Origin of the sequence: Paenibacillus sp. FSL R10-2199 (assembly GCF_038000235.1) — a bacterium.
Taxonomy (GTDB): Bacteria; Bacillota; Bacilli; order Paenibacillales; family Paenibacillaceae; genus Paenibacillus_AQ; species Paenibacillus_AQ phytohabitans.
In genome coordinates, this window is record NZ_JBBOBO010000001.1 from 3674988 (window position 1) to 3697366 (window position 22379).

Sequence of the window (22379 nt, forward strand, 5' to 3'; positions counted from 1 at the left end):
GTGTTTATGAGGCGGACTGAACGGCTGTCCTGGAATGGGGCCGTCTGTGCACGCTCAGCGTTTCCGGATAAACCTGCTGCGGAAGTCCGACGGGGACAGGCCTTCCTTCTTGGAGAAGCAGGAGGAGAAATGGGAGACATGATGGAAGCCGACCTCTTCGGCAATCCGGGTCACAGACCAGGAGGTCTGCAGCAGCAGACGCTTCGATTGCTCGACCCGGTAGTTCTGGAGATAAGCCATAGGCGTCATGCCGTAAGCTTTCAGCATGCTTTTGGCCAGATAGTTGGAGTGGTAATTCAATTCCTTCTGCAGCAGCGGATTGTTGATGTCCTGGGTATAATTGCGGCGGATATAGAGCTCAATGCGTTCGGCAAGCTGGATGGCGGTAGCATCAGAGGGGGAGGCGAGGTCACGGTCCAGATGCTGGAGGAAGGACTGAAAGGAAGCCTGGCGCTTCCAGTTCCGCAGGGACTGCGGCTCATGCTCCTGCTCGAAGAACAGGTTCAGCACCTCCATTGCCTTGGCTGTAATCTTCATATGCTTGGGGATGTAAATGGAACAGACATCGGCATGATTGAGGTAGGCCTTCTGCTTATGGCTCTCAATTAAGGCACTCTGGTTGTCGAGACATTCATCCATGCTCTCACATTCCTTCCAGCTGCCAAAGGTCTGGAAATGAATCCAGATAATCTTCGTATCCCCGGTGCAGGGAGCGCTGCCGTAATGATGCCCGTCCGGACGGAGAATGAGGATCTCGCCTTCCTTCAGCTGCCACTCCTTCCCGTCCTCAACGACCGGCAGGGTTCCCTTCAGCACAACAATCAAATCGAATACCCCGATGCAGTTGCGGTCGATGTGATAATCACCAGCCGTATAAGTGGCGTGTCCGCAATCTATGAAGTAAGGAATCGGCGGGGAAATGAAATGGAGTATCGGTGAGAGCATTTGATAAGCCTCCAGTAGGTTGAAATGATGAAAAATAAGGTTGGAAATCCTCGTTTTTTCTCATGATACAACATGTATTATTATTAATAAAGCGCTTTCTTTGAAGTTGGAAAGATGAAAGGAAAGGGCTCGGCAATAATTGATGAATCCTGAGAGGAGCGTTCCATATAATGAATGAAATTACTACAGCCGCATCCGGCAAGGTTCAGATCCAAGATGTGTTCTGGTCCGAATATATCCGTCTGGTCCGCGAAGTTATGGTTCCTTATCAGTGGGAAGCGCTGAATGACCGTATTGAGGGGGCTGTTCCCAGCCATGCGATCCGCAATTTCAAGATTGCTGCCGGACGGGAGGAGGGCGGGTTCAACGGAATGGTCTTTCAGGACAGCGATGTCGGCAAATGGCTCGAAGCGGTTGCTTATCTGCTGGAGACCCGGCGGGATTCCGCGCTTGAGGACATTGCCGATGAGGTGATTGAACTCCTGATTGCCGCCCAGCGGGCTGATGGCTATCTGAACACCTACTTTCTGCTGAAGGAACCGGGGCAGGAATGGAGCAATCTGGCGGAATGCCATGAATTATATTGCGCCGGACATCTGATTGAAGCGGCAACAGCTTACTACCGGGCTACGGGGAAAAGAAAGCTGCTGGATGCGGTCAGCCGCTATGCCGATTACATAGCTTCCGTATTCGGAACCGGACCCGGCAAGCTGCACGGGTATGACGGGCATCAGGAGATCGAGCTGGCACTCGTGAAATTATTCCATGCGACAGGGAAGCGGGAGTATTTGGAGCTGGGGCGTTATTTCCTGGAGCAGCGGGGGCAGCAGCCATCTTATTTCGAAGAGGAATGGGAGCGGCGCGGCCGTACCTTGCATTTCCCGGAACTCGACATAGTGCATGATCCCCTCTACAACCAATCCCATGTTCCGGTCAGGGAGCAAGCCACTGCAGAGGGACACGCGGTCCGCCTGGTGTATATGTGTACAGCGATGGCTGATATCGCCCTGGAGACGAAGGACGCGGGACTGCTTGCCGCCTGCCGGAAGCTGTGGGATAACATCGTGAATAGAAGGATGTATATTACGGGCGGCATCGGGTCCATGGAACAAGGGGAATCCTTTACGGCCGATTATGATTTACCGCCTGATCTGGCTTATGCCGAGACCTGTGCATCTGTAGGGCTGATCTTTTTTGCCCGGCGTATGCTGGCCCTGGATCATCACCGCAAATATGCGGATGTGCTGGAGAGAGCCCTCTACAATACCGTAATCAGCGGCATGTCGCTGGATGGGACCAAGTTCTTCTATGTGAATCCGCTGGAGGTGTACCCGGATGTTCTGGGCAAGAACAAGAATTATAAGCATATACAAGCAGAGCGCCAGGGCTGGTTCACCTGCGCCTGCTGCCCGCCCAATGTCGCGCGTCTGCTGGCTTCGCTGGGAGATTACATGTATTCTGCGCAAGGGGATACCTTATACGTGGAGCTCTATATCGGCGGACAGCTGGAAACGGTGGTGAACGGGCTGCCGTTAAGGCTCGAACAGCATTCCAGTTACGTTACGGATGGCAAGGTCCGCTTTGTGGTCGATCCGGAGCAGGAGCGGGAATTCACCATAGCCCTGCGCATGCCGGAGTGGAGCAATGAGGCGATAGTATCCATACAAGGCCAGGCCCGTACATACAGCGGCGGAAGTGCTGACGGGTATATTCATCTCACCCGCAGCTGGGCGTCCGGCGACGCCATTGAGGTGTGCTTCGCGATGCCGGTGCACCGGATGAAGGGACATCCGCATATCCGCCAGATTTTCTCCAAAGTCGCCCTGCAGCGCGGTCCGTTCGTCTATTGTCTGGAGGAGGCAGATAACGGAAAGCGGCTGTACCAGCTGCGTCTGCCTGCCGGGCAAGCCTATACTCTTGCCGAAGAACCGGGATTCCCGGCGGACATTCAGACGCTGAGCGTCCCGGGGATCAGGGCACAGCCGGAGGGGGAGTGGGCAGCGGAGGGATTGTACAGCAGCGGAGCCTCCTGGACCGGCCGGGAGGTGCAGCTGAAATTCATCCCTTACTTTGCCTGGGCCAACCGCGGAGCTGGTGAAATGTCCGTCTGGGTTGAGGAGGAAGCTGGCAGATAAGTGGATATACTATTCCTGCTGCTGTAGAACAGAATTTAACGGTGTAGCTTAATAGAGTAACCAGAGTAATCAGAGTAATCAGAGTAATCAGAGGTGTCCTCCGAGCCGTTGCATGGCTGGCCGGGGCATCTCTTTGTGTATGGGTACCCCTCACACTCCCTGCGGTCCATCAGCGGCAGAACCTTTGCGGACTGAAGGGCCGTTATTTCACCAAACCAGGCCTTTTTGCAGGTTATGCGGACTCACTTATCAGAGCTCGGCTTCCCTCATTTTAAGCCCGAGAGAGCAATATAACGGCTCCTGAGTCCGCAACAGGCAGTGAAACAGGTTTTTCCTCGAAAAAAGGTCATCTGATTCCGGATAGCTCTGCGGGAGGACGCGTTCGTTTGCACTCCGCCGGCTATTCTACTCCTCATGAATATTATTTTAAATTTACAAATATGAATTTTTATTAGATAATATAACGAAACGTATCGTATCGTTTATTCATAGGCAATAACAGCGATTCAGGGGGTGAACCATTGAACACGGACATACACATAAATGTGAAGCACAAGGAAGCCCGCAGCAAACAGGGGATTCTGGAGGCGACGATTGAGATGCTCGCTGCAAACAATTATTCCTCTTTAACTATTGAGGCAGTGGCGTCACAGGCCGGAGTAGGCAAATCAACCATTTACAGATGGTGGAACAATAAAGCGCGTCTTGTACTGGATGCGTTTCTTATGACCGCGGAATCCGAGTTTGATTTTGACGCCGATAAACCGGTTCAGGATAACTTCAGGCAGCAGCTTGAAGCTTTGGCGCGTATTCTGAACAGCCCGATCGGGAAGTCCACCTTAACCATCGTTACGGAGAATGATGAGATTGCGAAAGATTTTTACAACCTATTCTTGATCACTAAGCGAAATACAGCCAAACAAGCGCTTCAGGCAGCCATCGATAAAGGTGAAGTGAAGTCGGCGCTTAACCTGGATGTCGTCCTGGATCTGCTCTATGGTCCCATTTACTTTCAGATTCTGATCTATAAAAAAATCCCGGATGAGGATTACATCAACGATCTGCTGATCCATGTGATGAATGGAATCGCTGCTGCTACGGCAAATTAAACAAACTATTAAAACCGGGGGAGCTTTACTTCATGAATCAGACGATAAGCAAGCAGAGCGGCAATTCAAGCTACTCTTTAATGACGGTCATATTATTCTGGTGCGGATTGGTCATCTTAACCAGCATGTATATCACAATTCCTTTGGCCGATGTATTTACGCAGGCCTTTCAGATCAGCCCGGGTGAGGCCGCCTGGATCGGAAGCTCGTTCTCACTCTGTTATGCGCTGGGCTGTCTGCTCTATGGACCGTTCTCAGACAGATACGGACGTAAAATATTCCTGGCGGCAAGTATTATCGGGTTAACTTTAGTCACCGTTGCGATCGGATTTGTGGATAGCTTCTACGGGCTTATTGTCCTCAGAGGGGTTCAGGGGCTTATTGCCGCTGCATTCGCGCCGATTTCACTCGTGTATGCCGGGGAAATGTTTCCTCCCCATAAAAGACTCACAGCTCTCGGATTTATAAGCTCCGGGCTGCTGATGGCAGGCATTGTAGGCCAGGTGTTCAGCGGGCTGGTTAACGAATATTGGGGCTGGCACGAAATTTTCTTCATTCTCGGAGGGGTGTACGGGATTACGGCAGTCATTGTCATTCGCTTTCTCCCGAAGGATGAATTGCACCGCCCGAAAGAAAATGTGCTGCTAAAGTTCAAGCAGATGGCCGGGCTGCTCAAACAAACACAGCTGCTGCTGGCTTTCGCCATAACCTTTGTGCTGTTGTTAGCCTTGGTCGGGATGTATACCGTATTAGGAAGTTATTTAAGCTCAGCCAAGTTTGGACTCTCCGCACAGGCAATCCTTTCGATTCGTGCAGCGGGCATCGCCGGAATGCTGTTGTCACCCTTCTCGGGAAGAATTGCCGGGCGGCTGGGGATGGTTGCCGTTCTGCGGGGCGGATTAGCTTTAGCTTCAGCAGGGCTGCTTGCTTTAGCCTTAAACCCGGGCCTGCCGGTTATTGTCCTGATGAGTGTTGTTTTTGTGGCGGGGATTGCCCTGGTAACACCCGTGGTTATTTCCATCGTCAGCCAGCTGGGCGGGAGTGCGCGCGGATCGGCAATTTCATTTAACGCTTTTATTTTGTTCTTAGGCGCCAGCACGGGACCCTTGTTAGCCCTGAAATTATTAAAGACGGAGAACTACCCGCTTTCCTTCGGGATTTTGGGGTCAATTATATTCCTGGGATTCCTGGTTTCTCTTCTATTAAAACTGCCATCCAGAAGGCCTGTCACAAGTGAACAGGTGTCTGCTGTACCGGCAGAATAACAGTTACTGTGCGAAGGCATGCGATGATTCCATCGTATGCCTTTTTAAGTTGATATTCTTGAACTAGCCGCTATCCGTTGACAATTTATAAAAAAGTAAGCTATTATCTATTTAAATGTCAGTAAGCACTGACAGTCATTAATGAAAGTAGAAACGAGGCGAATGAATGTAATGGACGATAACGTTCAATCAAAGGATAGTATGCGGACCAATCATGGTATGCCATTAATGCGTATTCTTGTTTTCACACTGATCATCTCCGTGATGAATGGAACGATGTTCAATGTGGTTCTTCCGGTGATCAGCAGACAGTTTCAGCTTTCGCCATCGCAGGTGAGCTGGATCGTGACCGGTTATCTGATTGTATACGCCATTGGCACAGTGACCTTCGGCAAACTGACGGACAAATACAGCTTGAAGAATCTGCTGACATTCGGTCTATTGTTCCTTTCTGCCGGCTCCATAGTGGGGCTCCTGGCTACCGAGTATTGGATGATGATCGCCGCCCGTATTCTGCAGGCTGTTGGAGCATCGGTCATTCCTGCGCTGGCCATGATCATTCCCATCCGTTATTTTGCACCGGAAAAGCGCGGCCGGATGTTAGGCACCAACGTAATCGGGACTTCTCTTGGCGCTGCACTAGGCCCGATTATTGCCGGCTTCGTGTCCACTGCCTGGAACTGGCAGGTGCTGTTTGTGATTCCTCTATTGTCGCTGTTTACACTGCCGTTGTACCGCAAATATCTGGATGATGAGAAAGGCAGTGACAGCACAATCGACTTCATCGGCGGAGTTCTGTTGGCAGGAACGATTGCTGCCTTATTGCTTGCGTTGACTAACGGAGGGAAGGGGTATGCTGTGACAGGGGTTGTTATGCTGATCCTGTTCATGGTGCGTATCCGCTATGCTGCTGATCCGTTCGTCAAACCTGCTGTGTTCCGCAACAGACCGTTTACCTTCGGTTTAGCAATATACTTTGTAACGGCGGCTATAGGCTTCGGGACTCCGTTCACTACACCTCAAATGTTATCCCAGGTAAACCAGCTCTCACCAGCCGTTACGGGGATCATTATGCTGCCGTCGGCTCTTGTCACTGCATTTATGGGACGCAAAGGGGGCAAGCTGGCGGATGAGAAAGGCAATCCTTTTCTTCTATATACAGCGGCCAGCATTCTTATCTTTGGTTTCTTATGCTTGTCTTCTGTTGTGGGGATGTCACCGGTCTTTATCTCGGTCTTTCTTATCTTCAGTGTGCTCGGTCAATCTTTGATGCAGATTGCTTTGACGAACACCGTTTCACGGACGCTGCCGAAGGAGCAGATCGGAATTGGGATGGGCCTCTTGTCCATGTTTAATTTCATTGCCGGGGCGGTCTCTGCCGCTGTCTTCGGGAAGATCCTTGATATGGGCACAACTGCTATTCATCTGAACCCGTTCCCGCACAATAGCACTGCCTTCGTATACAGCAATATTTTCCTGGCGCTCGCGTTATTGGTTGCTGTAATGGTCTTGCTCTTCTTCCTTCAATTCGGGCGCAGTGCTAAAATACAAAGCGGAGGTGGATTAAGTGAGCGAAGACAGCAGTATAAGCAACAGTGACAAATTGCTGCTCGCAGCAATCGATTTAATTGCAAGCAAGGGGTATAAAGGGGTAACTACCCAGGAAATAGCTGCCGCAGCCGGATTCAGTGAGAAAACATTGTTCCGCCACTTTGGAAGTAAACAGAACCTGCTCGAAGCTGCCTTTGACCGTTTTCATTATGCTGAAGAAATGACCAGGCTGTTTGATGAGAAACTGATCTGGGATTTGCAGACAGACTTGCTGCTGATCAGCCGGACCTACCATGAAATCATGAACCGCAACCGGAAGATGATTATGATCAGCGTGAAGGAAGCGGATAATTTACCGGGGTTCAGTGAAAGAACTTTGAAGCATCCCAGACAATTTATAAGTATTTTGACGAATTATTTCACGGTGATGGCCGGCAAGGGGAAGCTGACCGATGTCAATCCGGAGATTCAGGCCTATTCCTTCATCTCGATGAATTACGGGGTTTTCGCCAACAATCTGGATATTGGCACAATCTCACTTGATGCATTCATTAAGGAGAGTGTACAGACCTTCACCAGGGGGTTAATCCCTTAAGGAGGAGGTTTACCAGTTCACTTGAAGGAACAAACGGCGGGAATTATGGAAAAGGATCAGTTACATGAAACAGAAACATACAAAATTAATTCTTTTACGTTACAATATAAATAACCAGGGAAATATGGGAATATATATATAATTATGGAGGTGTATAATGTGGATTTTCATAGTTGTATTCACAGTGTTGGGGATTGTAGCTCTTATTAGCCCGCGAAGTTCATGGTATATGTCAAACTGGTGGAGGTTTGAAGGAGAGGTTGAACCAAGTGCTGGCTCTTTGATTTTTTATCGATTGGGAGGGTTTATCTTTCTTGTAATTGGTATTGTGTTGCTATCGAAAGTTCTCTAACGAAAGCCGATCGTATCCATTAGGAATACTTAAAAAACACGCTATTAAACCTCCACTAAAATGGAGGTAATTGGATTCAATTAAAGAGTGAAGATTCCCCCTCTTATAATTATAGCCGTACACGTGATGGTGTGATTTCTTGAAACAAGGAATTACGGTTATTTTATCGGGATTTCCTTCACTCTTTTCTTCTGCCATAAAACACTATGTCCGAGGATAAGTTCTCCCCTAAACGCTCATGTCATCTCCCAATAGGGCGCTCGTCGCAGTGGATTGGAACCTCATTCAGTGAAATTATTCAAAACAGATATAAAAAAAGGCCCACTAGTAATTTCTAGTTGACCTAATACAAAGGGGGTTAATTTGGAATTTTCTAAGAGTGATTAGTTACCAACATCAACTGTATCATATACCGTATAGCCCAATGGTACATTTTTTACAAGGGCTGTCACGGAAGTTTGAGCTACAAATTTACCTTTGGTCGCATCAATATCCCATTGTCCACTAACGCTCGTTTGACCGGCTGCAGGCCATGCTGGTGAATGATATGCTTGAGTACTGTTCATATAGTCATACCATAACGAAACGCCATCAGAAGGCCAGTTGTAAGCGATATTATAACGTAGGTTACTCACTCTAAAGTATTGTTGCGTTGTATGTGTAGAGAAAACCCATCCTTCCGACATTCCGCTAGATAGTAAGAAAGGAATGCTAGTCCCGCTTGCTAAAACATGAAGATCACTCGCTAGAAGACGAGAGTCGCTAAAAGACTTCTTTGCTGGCAATGTATGAATACTCTGTACGGATGATTCTAGAATTTCGCTGTTTTCGATTTGTGCTTGTTGTATTGTTTGTTCCAGTTCCGCTTGGCTCACACTTTTAGAAATAACAAAACCAAAACTTTCTTCAACTGTTTGATTAATTGGTGATATTTTTGTATTTGAAATTACACCTGTAACAGAACCATTAGATTCGAGAAGGTTAAAAGAAACACCATCTGCAGTTTCAGTTGTAGCATATTTCCTTCCATTTTCATCCTTCCCGAAGCTTACAGCATCAATATCGTATTCTTTACCGTTTAGCTCGAAGCTTACAGATAACTTTTCTTTCTCTTGGATGAGTGCAATCTTAGATAAGCTTCCAACCTCACTTAAATCAACTTTACTGTAGGCAACCCCTTCATAAACTGATTGTTCTGAAGCAGCAGATGCGTTTGGACCAAAAGATAAAATCGTTACCATTAAAACGCCAGAAACAAATGATTTTAACCTCATGAAAACTCCTCCTAATTTCTTAAAATATATTAATGGAAAATAATTCATTTTACTTATATATTGAATCATATATTCCAATATATAGCAATGATTAATTAGTATATTTTAACAAAATTTCAGAGGCTGAAGAATATCTGGGCGAAGAAATGAAATACAACTATGATAAAACGATTACGGCTGGCGCGACAATCAGATAACGCAGATCTTGCTTTGTTCGGGGCAATCAAGCTACTCAGTTAAAGGTTATAAGTGGATGACAGCACCGCACATGTTAGCGGAATTGCTCCTAATGAACAGCTAGGCGTTAAATCTGCAGGAAACGTTGCGTTTTTTACAGGTGGGGAAGGAAAGAGCCGTGATTGGTGCCAGCATTAAACGAATATAACTAAAATTCTGCAACCCTGACTGAAATTTGCTGCCTTATGAATTCAAACATGATGAAATATAATTGAGAGAACGGAAGCTGTTGAAGAAAAGGGGCGGGAGATGGCCAGGGTTAGGAGCACAGCAGAGCAGCTTAAGAGGTGGTTTGCGGATCTATCCATCCAAATCAAGCTGATTGGGGCTTATATCGTGATTATTCTGGTTCCGGTTATTGTGATTTCCAACTATTTGTTTACCGGGTTCTATCAGAATACGATCCAAGACATCATCAAGGAGAATCGTTACCAGACCGATAATGAGAAACAAGAGATTATGAGCAAGATTGGAGTCATGGAGCAGTCAATCGGATTACTGGTTTCGGATCGGCAGCTGAGGGAGTATGTAACCGTTGAATCGGAGCCCGGGTTGAACGATATCAAGCGGTTTCAGGAATACTCCTTCACCTATTTACAAACCGTGTTGTTCAATAATTCGGATATCGCAAATATTCACTTTTTCGTGAACAATCCATGGATTAGTGAGCTCTGGCCAATCATTTATCATGAAGAAAGGATTAAGGACAAGTCATTTTATACTAAAATGATGAATCAAACCAGAAACGATCTATGGGAGATTCAATCTGAAGATGCACTATTACAGGACAGCAACGATGCTGTGAACCCAAGCTCAAGCTCTATAGTCTCCTTGATGGCGGGAGTTAATCAAATGAACAGCCAGAATCTTATCCAGCATCTTGGAATCGTCAAAGTCGATATGCCCATCGGGAATTTCTTCAAAAAGGCTTATAACAACAGCAGTGACCGTGATTCCCGGTTCTACATACTTGATCAGCAGGGCAATCTGCATGCCAACAGCACAGACCCGCTACCGGGATTGGATGAAGCTGATATTCAGCAGGCCGTCGCTAAGTACAAGCAAGCAGGCAAGTCATCATTGCTGCTCTCCCACAAAGGGGAGGATTTCATATACCTTGTTGAACATATCGATAAAATAAATGCAGAGCTTATCAATGTGATTTCATTACACACTACATATTCGAAGATAGATCAAACCCGAAACACCGTCATTGTGGTCATTCTAATCCTGCTGATACTTCTGGCCATTACAACCTTCTTCATGCAGTCCATCATACTGAACAAACTGAATATTCTGCGGGATTCCATGAAGCAAGTGCGCAGTGGTGACTTTGGCGTAGATATTGATGTCACAGGCGGCGATGAGATCGGAGAGCTGGCCCACCATTTCCGGCAGATGCTGAACACGATCAATGGAATGATCGCCGATGCGGTGAAGCGCAGCGCAGCCACGAAAGAAGCCGAGCTCCAGGCGTTGCACAATCAGATTGATGCCCATTTTTTATACAACACTCTGGAAAATTTGAAGATGCTTGCAGAGGTTGAGGGACAATATACGGTATCGGATGCGCTCACTTCCCTGGGCAGCATGATGCGTTACAATCTCCGATGGTCAGGTGACCGGGTGCAGTTGAGAGATGAAATGGGGCATATTCAGCATTACATAGCAATTATGAGCATCCGTTATGATGAGAAGCTGAAACTGGAGATTGAGGTGGAGGACAGATTTTGGGATCACGAGATATTGAAGATGTCGCTGCAGCCTATTGTGGAGAATGCCTTGAAGCACGGGGTTTATTCCGCTCTGATGAAAAGTGACGGCCTGATTGTGGCTATCCATGCTTTCGAAGACGGGGGGTTCTTCTATATTGAGGTGACTGACAACGGTATCGGAATTGCAGAGGATAAGCTGCAGGAGCTGAATCGTAAGCTGATTATGAGTGAAGAGGAATTCAATGCATTGCCCCCGGAGACGGCGGAAATAACGGAGCTGAATAAGGGCAGCGGCATCGGGCTGCGAAATGTGAATCAGCGGATTCAGATGGTGTACGGTAATGAACATGGACTCCGGATAGAGAGCAAGCGGGGAAGCTATACCCAAGTGACCGTTAAGCTGCCTTTATTAACATCAGATAGAGGAGGAACGCAGATTATATGAGAAAGCTCCTGATTGTGGATGATGAAAAGAATATCCGCCGCGGGCTTCAGGCCATGATTGAGCGGGAATATACAGATGTATATGACATTCACTTGGCTTGCGATGCTTTTGAGGCGCTGGATATACTGAAAGCTGTGCATATAGACCTTCTGATTACAGATATTCGTATGCCGGAGATGGATGGGATCGGATTAATAAAATCGATTCAAGACTTCCATCTGAAGCCTGTAATTGTAATAGTCAGCGGCTATGATGATTTCTCTTATGCCAAAGCGGCTATCCGCTATGAAGTGAAGGAATATCTGCTCAAACCGGTGATCCGCGAGGAATTGGCTGCTGCAATTAAGCGCGCTGAAGAGGAGCTTGGACGAAGAGAAGAATTGATAGATGCACTGTCCGCGTCCTCTGAGCAGCGGGAGGAGTACATGGAGAGCCAGCTGAATTACTACGCGGGCTATCCATCAGCGGAGCCGGAAGAGGTTAGAGAGCGGCTGACCCAGCTGGAGCTGGACTGGATGGATCACGGTTTTCATGCAGTGATGATTAATTACGCCGGGGATTTGCAGGCACTAGGGTCGATGACCTTTAAGGCGCAGTTTCAAGCGTTAATAGAACAGCTTCAGCCTTCATTTCATTTTCGCTTTGTACGTTTTTTTGACCGGAATACGCAGGCTGTTATCCTGACGGAAGGGATGCATGCTGCCCGGATAGTAACCGGACTGCTGACGCAGGCAGATTCTCACCTGAACATCGCCGTAAGCGGGCTGAATTATGGGATGGAGAAGCTGTACTCTGCTTATGAGGAGGCGGTTGTTTCTTTGAAGCATACTTTCATGCTGCCCGCACCCGGTATCGTAACATTCGAAGAGGTTTGCCTTAAGGATAACGGCTATCAGGTGCCGGCAGATACAATCAAAAGGGTTGCGAATATGCTGGGTTCAGGGCGGGAGAAGGAGATGCTGGGCCTGCTGCATGAGATATTAGACGCTGCGGATATTAGCCCGAAGAATATCGGGTATCTTGAGGAAATCAGCAGAGCCTTGAACGAAATTGTATTTGATCAAATCAAGCAATCTTATGGTAAAGAAGAATCATCAGAAATACTCCAACAGTACAGCAAGGTTAGCGATTTATATCAGTTCAGCTGTTTCCAAGACTATTACCGTGAAGTAGAGAGCTTGCTCCTGCTGCTGGATGGCAACCTCCAAACCTTGAAATCCGTGCAGATCGATAATAAAGAAATGAAGAAGGCGATCCAGTACATTCATGAGAACTATGCGCAGAATATTAATATGACCATTATTTCTAATCTAGTGTCCTATAACTATTCTTATTTCAGCCAGGCCTTCCGGGATTACACGGGAGAGAACTTTGTAACCTACTTGAAGAAGTACCGGATCGGTAAGGCCAAGCAGCTGCTCCAAACCACAGATGATATGATTTACGAGATCGCCAAGAAATCCGGGTTCGAGAACACCAAGAACTTCAACCGCGTATTTAAAGAAAGTGAAGGCGTGAGTCCGGTAGAATACCGTAATCAGCAAAAAGTACTGTCTGCGTCAATAGATCAATAGCCGAAGTGTTTACCATCCCCATATTGATAAGGAAGCAGGGATGATATTGTCTTCCAGGAAGCTTATCTTTAACGGAGATGAAGTCCAGCGCCTGCAGACCAGAGTAGGCCAGGTAAGCCAGGACACCAACCGGCTGTATTTGCAGCTGAAGGGCCAGTCCAGCGGCTGGGGCGGGATTCCCCTGGGAGACCACCTCGTGAAGGCCCAGGTCATGATCAATGAATTAACCGTAGAAGCGGAGAAATTGGAGGATATTATCCGAACTGCCCTGAAAGGAGTCGCAGGACTCCAGGAGGAGAATAAACGGCAGGCCGACAAGCTTACGCAGCAGTTTAGTCTTCTCGCGGGTGTATTCGGAAGCTTTGGGACACAAGGTCCTGCCGGGCGGATTTCCATTCCTGCCATTGTGCAGAAGAGTGTAGCGTATCTGATCACGTCTGTTACCGTCCTGCTGGGAAAGGATGAGCTGAATAACGATCCGGCAGTGCAGAAGCTGCGAAATATCATCCAAACGTCCGGGCTTTTGACCGTAGAGGGTATTGCGGCCCTAAGCAAGCTGAAGGATATCTTCGCGGCGCGGGATGGGATCGCGAAGGCGCAGATGGCCTTCAAGGTCTATGAAGCGTTCGGGAACAAGACGCAGATGGAGGCCGTCCACGTGCAGGCCGAAGAAGCACGCCGGAAGCTGGCTTCGCTGGGTGTAGGCAAGATCCAATATGAAGCAGGGAAGGATCTAAGCGGCTATTTCAAGCAGCCGGCTGTCAAGGCCTGTGATTATGATCCGTCGATCACGGCGGAGAGTGTACCGCTCATACATAACGAAGAATATCTCCTGCTGCTGCGGATGGCGATGGAGAAGAGTGCCGCTGGGAACTATGCGCGAAGCCAGTTGGAAGTGAAGCGGCTGCAGATTGAGGCGGCTGAACGTCAGTTGGCACTGGATAGCAATACGGGGGCCAAGAAATACAACTTTGAGGAGTACAGCAAAACACTTATAGGAAACACATGGGTACTCAGTAAAAATGGCATAACAGATCAGGAGGCGGCACAAGCATCCATAGCGTATCAGGAAGCCGTCAGGAATGGAGAAATCAAATCTAATCTGGATAATGTGCCCGTTGATATCATGCAGGAGCAGATTCTGGCAGCGAAAGACGGGACCAACTACTGGACCGGTGCGAAATTATCGAAGCTGCAGGCCTATGGTATAATCATTAGCAGTGTAGTCGCCAGTTTTCAAGGGATTGAAGGAATGCGCGGCAATGTAAAGATAAAGAGAAGCCTTCCGCTGAACCCCGGTGCGGGTGAAATATCTGCGTCTAGGGTGAAGAAGCTAAATGTTCCTTTATCTGAGGGGACGGGTGTAGGTTTTGGTTCGGTATCTAAAAAACTAGTTCAAATAATTCAAAACAGATATCCAAATGAAATTCAGCAAGGAAAGAATTTTGAATATGTTTTGGAGAATGGTCAAATTAAGATTCGAGATGGAATTAAAGAAGTTGACTTCATCATTGATGAAAATGGCAACTTAAAGGTTGGACGAGGACATTCTTATTTAGCTAATGGAGCTGATGTTCAAGCTGCTGGAAAACTAAAAGTCGATGCTGATGGAAATGTTAGAAAAATAACAAATGAATCAGGACACTATACCCCAACAGCTGAGCAAGTCAAAAACTATGAGCAAATATTTAATAGTGCTGGAATAAAGACGGAAAATGCATGGTTAGAAATATATCAATTAGAACTAACGAACAATGGTTATGTAGATTTAGGAAAATTAAAGAAAATACAATCAACTAAATTGAAATAAAGGAGTAAGTATTTTGATAAAAGTTACTCAAATGAATGAAGAAATTTTTTCAACAAATTTATCTAAAGCAGTTGATAAGATAAAAGAACTAAGGGGAATTTCAAGCAATATAGTTAAATTTGTTATAGAGCCTATGGAGGAGCATGGGAAAATGTTAGATGGTGGCGACGAAATGATGAAACGTCTTGTGTTATCTAAAGAGAATATTGGTGGTAAAAAACTATTATTAGAAGATGTTGTTGGGGTTTTAGGAGGGCTTTTTCCGAAAGCTCCTATATGGATTAATATATCTTTTATGGAGATAGAAGAGGATACCGCCATATTCAAATTGGAAACTAGTTTACGTTTTAGAAAACCAACATTATTAAGGAATGCTGAAACAGGTCATGCACCCTTTAACGTCATTGTGTAAGGTTTTTAATGATTTTTGTTTAATGGCTCAACTGGTCCATACAATACCCGTATAAAGACACATCAAATGGTTTAACTTCAAATCCTAAAAACGCTATTCCATTACAATGAACAGGTCCACTATGGTCAGATAACACCATGGTTGATCTGTTTTTTTGTGTGGGAACAGAAGAGGAATCCTACATCTTTGGATAACTCTAAATGATATGGAAAATAAAGCCGATAATAAAAAGGCAACTTATATATCAAGTAATAAATTACATATGAAATATTGCTTTGCGGACGAAGCGTGAATGATCAATAAGATAGAAATGAGGAGCGGATATTATGAAAAAAAGACCTTTATTTTATTTATCCACAGCAGTTCTGGCAGTTAGTATATTTGCGGGTGTAGGCAACGCCGTACAAGCTGAGGCACCTGCAGCTGCATCATTTACGGATACGACAGGACATTGGGCAGAGGCTAGTATTCTGGCTGCGGTGCAGAAGGGCTATGTGTCAGGCTATCCTGAAGGAACATTTCAGCCGGAGAAAACGGTGAGCCGCTCCGAATTTATAGCTATGCTGGTTCGTTCCCTGGGGCAAGCCTCAGATACGAGTGTAACCTCCCCGTGGTATACCCCTTATGTTAAGGCAGCGACGGAATCAGGCTACTATGTAACCGGGGATTTCAGCTCAGATGATTGGAATGCGCCTCTAAGCAGACAGGAGTTAGCCAGAATTGCAGTGCATGTCATCGGGAAAACGGCAAAGGATAATACGGAATATATGTATATGGCGACCTCGAACGGGGTGTTATCGGGAACGGGAAACGGGGCACTGAATATAACAGGAACAACGACTAGGGCCCAAACCGTGACGGTTATTGAACGAATCTCACATATCTTACAAGGAGAAACACTTCCCGTGGATACATTGGCTGTGGCCAATGCGCAAGAAGCTATGAACGCTCCGAAAGACCCGTGGGGAAGAGCGGTCCGTACAACGAATCTCCCCAAAAATGCAAAGGATTTCCCATACATACTGGAAGAGTACCCGAATGAAATGTACGAGTTGGAGCTTCCCTTCAAGGGAATAACAGAGCCGGCATTTAAGATCAGCACGCCAGCAGAATTATATAAAACGGATACTCTTATTCAGAATAAGAAGGAAATGGAGAAATGGAAGGAAAATGCTGAGGCGTATTACAAGCTCCTCCTAAATGTAGATTACCGGACAATTAACGGGAAGTGGGCTACGGACTTATATAGTCATAAGAATCAGTGGAGTCGGCTTGAAGAGGTTACGGCTTATGTAGCTTGGGTGAAAAAGAATAAAATTGTGACAGAGGGTTCACTTGTGGTTGAGCCTTCTATGGTATTTCATTCAAGAATTGGTGGCTATTTTATGCGTTCGCAATTCTCTTTTAGAATCAAGGAATATAACGAATATAAAGATATTTTTGATGATGATCGTTTTAATACTCATCAAAAGTTCGATAATCTCAAGTCTCTCGGTAAATTTCAAAAGGGCCAGTGGTACTACGGATATACTAATACTGAACTTAGCACAAATGTGCAAGATGGCATTCAAAGAGTAAGCTCTGATATTTCTCTATTTAAGTTAAGCACTATTATTCACAAAAAAAACTAAGGCGATAAATATATGAATATACCCAAGAGATTTTGCTCGAAAATCTTAATTCTCCTAATATTCTTTTCACTACTGATAAGTATATTCCCGAGTCAAATCTTTGCCAGTAATATGATTATTAATAGTGATGGCTCATTTGCCTTCGATACAACCTCCACAGCGGCGACGACAGGGATCAAATTCCGCACGGTAGGGTTTACAGTTCATCGGACAGAAATGTGTACTAGTACTCAATGTGACCCGCAATCAGGAACTCATGGTGAGATACGGATTCAGCAAGTAGGTCCTGATGTACCCGTCGGAAATGGACAAGTTCAAACTTTTTTTGAAGTTCCAGAAGAAATGGTATCTCAAGCGCTAGTGGAAGCCGGACTTGAAGATATTTCATATGGAGGAACCATTTTTCTATCCGCTATTTTCCATGTTCTGCACTATAGCAACAATGTACTTATCTCAGAAAGTGGAGATTTTGTTGACCTTCAGCATATAAAAGGTGCGGAATCTTGGGCAAACCTTGATGATTTTAGACAATATTATGATCGTAACGTCACGTACGCTCCTAAGTTTCCTGTTACCTTAATGCTCAAAAAAAGCACGGGACAATTAATTTCTCAATCTGCTGTGGTGAATCCGGATGATCCATCACACAACTGGAAACCTGGTCAGACCATCACGGTTCCTCTCCAAGCAACACTTACTGGTGCAGATGGTAAAACATACAGATTAATTAAATCATACTTACAGTCTAAACATCATTTAAGCGATATGAACCATATTGTAACGGGTGTTATAGCCGAGCGTAACTTCACGACTTATCTCGGGGGAACCAACGTCATAGCCGTTTATGAAGAAGATGGGGGAACTCCTCCAACAGACCCGGCACCACAATGCAGCGTGGTAATTAATCCTCCGTCAAGAGGAACAGTCCTATCAAATGCTGTACTTGACCCTGCAGCGTCAGGTGTTATTCGTGCAGATCATAGGGACGCCGAGCAGTTTGATGTTACGCAGGGAATACCAACCACAGAGAGCCTGTATGCGAATGTACTTGCCAACAATTATCTTCATCAATATCAGTTTGTGAATATGACCGGAACCGTCACTTATACAATTCAGGTGCAGAAAACGTATAACTTGACTTGGACTATACCCGCCACTGCGGGTGTGCCTCCTGCAGCTGGAACCCCAGCCCAGCCGAAGGAACGCCCGGAAACCGTAACCAAGGATATAACCGTAACGAGGCCCTATTCTTATTGGCAAATCGACAATTTGGAGATCTACAAGCTTTCCAAATCGACGTTATCCAATTACGCGCTGCCGGGCGGTTCCGTACAATTGAATCCTGCCGGATATACAGAGCCTTCGCTTTCATCTGAATATAGTACGGACGTAGATGATCACGTAAGGCCATTTGCCTGCGAACCCATTAAATTGGATCCGGAAACGGTTTCCGGAACTACAACGGAGCCTCAAGTTCCTAACCAGACTGCCGCTTTCCAAAGTGAAGCAGAATCGAGTGTGGGCAAGAATACAGTGAATAATGATTCTGTCGTTTTTAATGAGATGACCATAATGGATCAAACAGAGGTACCGGAGTCAGCGCCTGCCCCATCCGCCTTACCCGTGCCAACTCAGATCGATCGGAATGTTCTATATGGCACGAATTATTGGATAGGGTCAACACTGCAGAACCGGGCGAATACATTAAGCTCCGGGTCCATCTATTACAACCTGATCCCTGGAAATGTGAACGGTGGCTCCGATAAAAGTTTTGCAATAAACGGTATTAATTCTATAACAGTTCATACTCCTGTGGTCAATTACTCTGTTATTCCGGATGACAACCGGCCATATGATCAGCGGATGTTCCCGGACTTGACAAGGACGGTGCTGATCCTGGACCGGCCGTTTACCGTTCATTTTACGGAGAGCGGGCAACATCTTAATATTCCGGGTTATGGCAGCAGAGATTACATGAAATATACCCTGAATAAAAGGATACAGTTTCCGTTTGGTGTGTTTGAAGGCAGCCAGTACTATCCTGAAGGCACCTGGATTAATATCCCTGTCGGAACACCAGAAAAGACTTTTACAATGCCGACTTGGGTGAATGAAGGCAATTATACCGTTCATACGCAATCGTGGGCCATTAACGGCACACCTGCAGATCCAACCGGTCTCTGTGAACTGAACAGGAACGGAGATCTCAATAATTATTGCGCCTCAAATAGCTTTGATGTAGGTGTGGTAGGACGCCTGTTTGATTTTCGCATATGGGATATCGGGGACTTCAGGTTTGAGAAAGTGTTCCGTACCGCGATGGGAAGCACCGATCACAGCCCGGCCATGTACTACACAGGGGGGAACGATGAGAACGGAAACCCAACAGCCTTATATGGACACAAGCAATGGTTCCTGCCGATCCGCAAGGGCTCCCATCCGGCCGAGCAAAAGACGGTTCCGCATAACGGGTATTCGTTCTTATTTGATTTCCGGACTATAGGGAATTTGTGGGAGCCGGGTGAGGGGATACGGATTGAACCTACGTTTTGGTTTGTTCCAAAGACTGGGGGTTCACCCGCTCCTGTGGATCTGTACTATGATATCTCTGGAACTGCGAATAAAATGATAGGCGTTGGTTCACCCAAGGATACTCTGAGTTATAAGCGTACCTATCGTCTGGCAGACAGCATGCGAAATATTCCAACCGGCGAGCTGTCTACAGCGGCCAGTTATGAATACAACTATATTCTGTCGGATGCAGAGCGGGCAGAGACTTCATGGACCAAGTTCTATAGGCTATACCTGAAGCGTAAAACGACAATAGGGAACGGGTACAACCTGGAGATACTCCCTTTTAAATCCAGAACTTTAGTAGGTCCCACGGTAATCCCGGCCTCTGTGAATCCGGTTACGGCGGTACGGAGTGTACAGCATTGGTATGGAGAATATCATTTGCCGATTGCTCCTTACATTCTCCCTAAGGGCACTAGTATTGTTTCACTCGCCAATCACTATGGAGGAGCCTTGGACGGGCATGAGCCGGAGTTTTTAAGAGGGGGATATATCCTCGTGAAATTCGAAATTTATACGATAAAAAATGGCGATGCCAATACACGCATTCTCGGATATAAGGCACCGATTGCTAATATGTGGGCCATTGAAGGTCAAATGGCGGGGGATACCGATGAATTGGGGCAGATGTTTTCATTTTCCTCAGGGGATATCATAATGTTCGAATCAGACTATTCTGTACGGAATGATTATCAGGGACAGAGCAAATAAAGAGCAAATAAAATGTGGGGATAAGCGGGAGGGTGGACATGGCGTCAACGAAGCTTATATTTAACGAGAATGAAGTTCAGCGTCTGCAGACCAGAATAGGCCAGGTAAGCCAGGACACCAACCGGCTATATCTGCAGCTGAAGGGCCAGTCCAGCGGCTGGGACGGGATTCCCCTGGGAGACCACCTCGTGAAGGCCCAGGTCCTGATCAATGAATTAACCGTAGAAGCCGAGAAATTGGAGGATATCATCCGGGTAGCCCTGAAGGGGGTCACAGGACTGCAAGAGGAGAATAAACGGCAGGCCGACAAGCTTACGCAGCAGTTTAGTCTTCTCGCAGGTGCATTCGGAAGCTTTGGGACGTCAAATACTGCTGGGCGGGTTTCCATTCCAGCCTTTGTGCAGAAGAGTGTATCGCATCTGATCACTTCGGTTACCGTCCTGCTGGGAAAGGATGAGCTGAATAACGATCCGGCAGTGCAGAAGCTGCGGAATAACATCCAAACCTCCGGGCTTTTGACTGTAGAGAGTATTGCGGCCCTAAGCAAGCTGAAGGATATCTTCGCGGCGCGGGATGGGATCGCGAAGGCGCAGATGGCCTTCAAGGTCTACGAAGCGTTCGGGAACAAGACGCAGATGGAAGCCGTCCACTCGGAGGCCGAGGAAGCACGCCGGAAGCTGGCGTCCCTGGGTGTAGCCAAGGTTCAATATGAAGCAGGGAAGGATCTAAGCGGCTATTTCAAGCAGGCAGGAGTTAAGGCCTGTGATTATGATCCGTCGATCACGGCGGAGAGTGTACCGCTAATACATAACGAAGAATATCTCCTGCTGCTGCGGATGGCGATGGAGAAGAGTGCCGCTGGGAACTATGCGCGAAGCCAGCTGGAAGTGAAGCGGGAGGAGATCAGGATCGCTGAGGCTGTGAGGCAGGTCCAGGAGCAGATCGAAGCTGCAAGACGGCTAAACGGTCCGCCGCTGGAACTGCCGGATGGCACTCCGATTACCGCTAGCAACAAAAGAAATGATACGACCTTTACCTATTATATGGAGTGGATTTCTGATCCAAAAGTAACCAATCAGGTGCTAGCCTATGAAATGTGGCTGGAAGACACGTACGGTATGACGGAATGGCGGAAAAAAGTCGTACAAGCGGACGCGGTAGTAAGGGCTTTTGGGGAAGGCTTGATCACAGAGGTCGTCATGGGTGTAGCGGATACGGCTACGTTTGCCTTCAACCTTGTGGTCCACCCGGTAAAAACAACGACGGAGATGAAGAATCAAGCAGTGTATATCATGGAGCATCCGGAAGTACTGGTGGAAGCGGCCAAGATGGCTTATCATAATTTTAACGAAGGAACGCCAGAAGAGAAGGCAGCGATGCTGGGCTCGGTAGCGTCCATCCTGGTTCCGGGACTGCAGGTCACCAAAATCGGCAAAGCCGGAAAAGTGATTGGCGGGGTGGAAGACGCTGTCAGCCAAGCGGCGAAGGATGCTTTGAATGGGATCAAGCAGAAGCTCCCGGATCTGGGTCCGGTATTGCAGACGCCAGGAGGGCTGGCCTTCAAGGCAGGGGAAATACCCGATACCCCAGCTTTGCCGAAGACATCCGTGCAGCAGCAATATATTGATGCGATGGATGAAATAGGTGGTGGCGGGATTAGGATTGAGGGGCCGGGTGAAGCTAGTGACGTTTTTAAACATCAACAGTTCAAACAAGCCCTTATCAAAGAAGATGTTGTATCTCACTCCGATGTTATCATAAAGGGGGAAGATCTTTGGGATGATAAAGCCCGAATGTTACTAACAAAGGACGGTAGTAAAATAGAAGATTGGGCTAAAATGACATCGAAGCAACAATATGAAACTCCTTACGGGAAAGGAGAAGTACATTTTTATCAAAATCAGAAGACAGGAGAAATTAGTGTGTTTGATATAAAACTAAAGGTCTCCAAACCAAAAAATCTTAGAACAAATGAAAATGACCTGTTTTGGATAATTGAATTAGATGAAGACTTTAATATAAAGGGAGTAAGATAAATGAGGGT

The 22379-nt window shown here is 46.7% G+C and carries 15 protein-coding genes; 13 read left to right on the top strand and 2 right to left on the bottom strand.

The annotated features are described in order from the left end of the window. Nucleotides 1–54 precede the first annotated feature (54 nt). Nucleotides 55–945 (bottom strand): AraC family transcriptional regulator, encoded by an 891-nt coding sequence (locus tag NYE33_RS15715; protein WP_076244642.1) that lies wholly within the window; start codon nucleotides 943–945, stop codon nucleotides 55–57. A gap of 170 nt (nucleotides 946–1115) precedes the next feature. Between NYE33_RS15715 and NYE33_RS15720 the strand changes: the two genes are divergently transcribed. The 6 genes from NYE33_RS15720 to NYE33_RS36535 all read left to right on the top strand — a co-directional run bounded on the left by NYE33_RS15720 (nucleotide 1116) and on the right by NYE33_RS36535 (nucleotide 7952). Then, the gene (locus NYE33_RS15720) at nucleotides 1116–3080 is read left to right on the top strand and encodes a glycoside hydrolase family 127 protein (protein WP_341066527.1); all 1965 of its coding nucleotides are present in this window, start codon (nucleotides 1116–1118) and stop codon (nucleotides 3078–3080) included. Between the two features lie 521 nt (nucleotides 3081–3601). Beyond that, on the top strand, nucleotides 3602–4189 hold the full coding sequence (locus tag NYE33_RS15725; RefSeq protein WP_336101499.1) for a TetR/AcrR family transcriptional regulator: 588 nt from the start codon (nucleotides 3602–3604) through the stop codon (nucleotides 4187–4189). Nucleotides 4190–4221: 32 nt separating this feature from the next. After that, a complete protein-coding gene (locus tag NYE33_RS15730) occupies nucleotides 4222–5454 on the top strand; it encodes an MFS transporter (protein ID WP_341066530.1) in 1233 nt (410 codons plus the stop codon). A 219-nt stretch (nucleotides 5455–5673) separates the two neighbouring features. Then, entirely contained in the window at nucleotides 5674–7053 is a 1380-nt protein-coding gene (locus tag NYE33_RS15735; protein WP_341066533.1) for an MFS transporter, read from the top strand. Next, on the top strand, nucleotides 7022–7600 hold the full coding sequence (locus NYE33_RS15740) for a TetR/AcrR family transcriptional regulator (protein WP_042138887.1): 579 nt from the start codon (nucleotides 7022–7024) through the stop codon (nucleotides 7598–7600). The genes NYE33_RS15735 and NYE33_RS15740 overlap by 32 nt, the downstream gene beginning before the upstream one ends. A gap of 157 nt (nucleotides 7601–7757) precedes the next feature. After that, nucleotides 7758–7952: a DUF6199 family natural product biosynthesis protein gene (locus tag NYE33_RS36535; protein WP_039306418.1), complete on the top strand. Its 195-nt coding sequence runs from the start codon at nucleotides 7758–7760 to the stop codon at nucleotides 7950–7952. 383 nt (nucleotides 7953–8335) lie between these two features. Here the strand turns inward: NYE33_RS36535 and NYE33_RS15745 are convergent, their stop codons facing one another. Continuing rightward, on the bottom strand, nucleotides 8336–9226 hold the full coding sequence (locus tag NYE33_RS15745) for a hypothetical protein (RefSeq protein ID WP_076244651.1): 891 nt from the start codon (nucleotides 9224–9226) through the stop codon (nucleotides 8336–8338). Between the two features lie 486 nt (nucleotides 9227–9712). On the opposite strand from NYE33_RS15745, the gene NYE33_RS15750 reads away from it, so the two are divergent. From NYE33_RS15750 to NYE33_RS15780, 7 genes are all read left to right on the top strand, one after another. Then, complete coding sequence (locus tag NYE33_RS15750) at nucleotides 9713–11623, top strand: sensor histidine kinase (protein WP_341066535.1); 1911 nt, start codon at nucleotides 9713–9715, stop codon at nucleotides 11621–11623. Continuing rightward, the gene (locus NYE33_RS15755) at nucleotides 11620–13197 is read left to right on the top strand and encodes a response regulator transcription factor (protein ID WP_341066539.1); all 1578 of its coding nucleotides are present in this window, start codon (nucleotides 11620–11622) and stop codon (nucleotides 13195–13197) included. The genes NYE33_RS15750 and NYE33_RS15755 overlap by 4 nt, the downstream gene beginning before the upstream one ends. Before the next feature lie 211 nt (nucleotides 13198–13408). Then, the gene (locus NYE33_RS15760) at nucleotides 13409–15007 is read left to right on the top strand and encodes a hypothetical protein (protein WP_445669782.1); all 1599 of its coding nucleotides are present in this window, start codon (nucleotides 13409–13411) and stop codon (nucleotides 15005–15007) included. 13 nt (nucleotides 15008–15020) lie between these two features. Then, nucleotides 15021–15419, top strand: a complete 399-nt coding sequence (locus NYE33_RS15765) for a hypothetical protein (protein ID WP_042138882.1) — start codon at nucleotides 15021–15023, stop codon at nucleotides 15417–15419. 326 nt (nucleotides 15420–15745) lie between these two features. Next, nucleotides 15746–17050 (top strand): S-layer homology domain-containing protein, encoded by a 1305-nt coding sequence (locus NYE33_RS15770; protein WP_341066544.1) that lies wholly within the window; start codon nucleotides 15746–15748, stop codon nucleotides 17048–17050. 111 nt (nucleotides 17051–17161) lie between these two features. Beyond that, nucleotides 17162–20335 carry a DUF5704 domain-containing protein gene (locus tag NYE33_RS15775; RefSeq protein WP_341066547.1) on the top strand — a complete coding sequence of 1058 codons (3174 nt, stop codon included), beginning with the start codon at nucleotides 17162–17164 and terminating at the stop codon, nucleotides 20333–20335. A 38-nt stretch (nucleotides 20336–20373) separates the two neighbouring features. Beyond that, nucleotides 20374–22371 carry a hypothetical protein gene (locus NYE33_RS15780; RefSeq protein WP_341066549.1) on the top strand — a complete coding sequence of 666 codons (1998 nt, stop codon included), beginning with the start codon at nucleotides 20374–20376 and terminating at the stop codon, nucleotides 22369–22371. The last annotated feature ends 8 nt before the right edge of the window (nucleotides 22372–22379 follow it).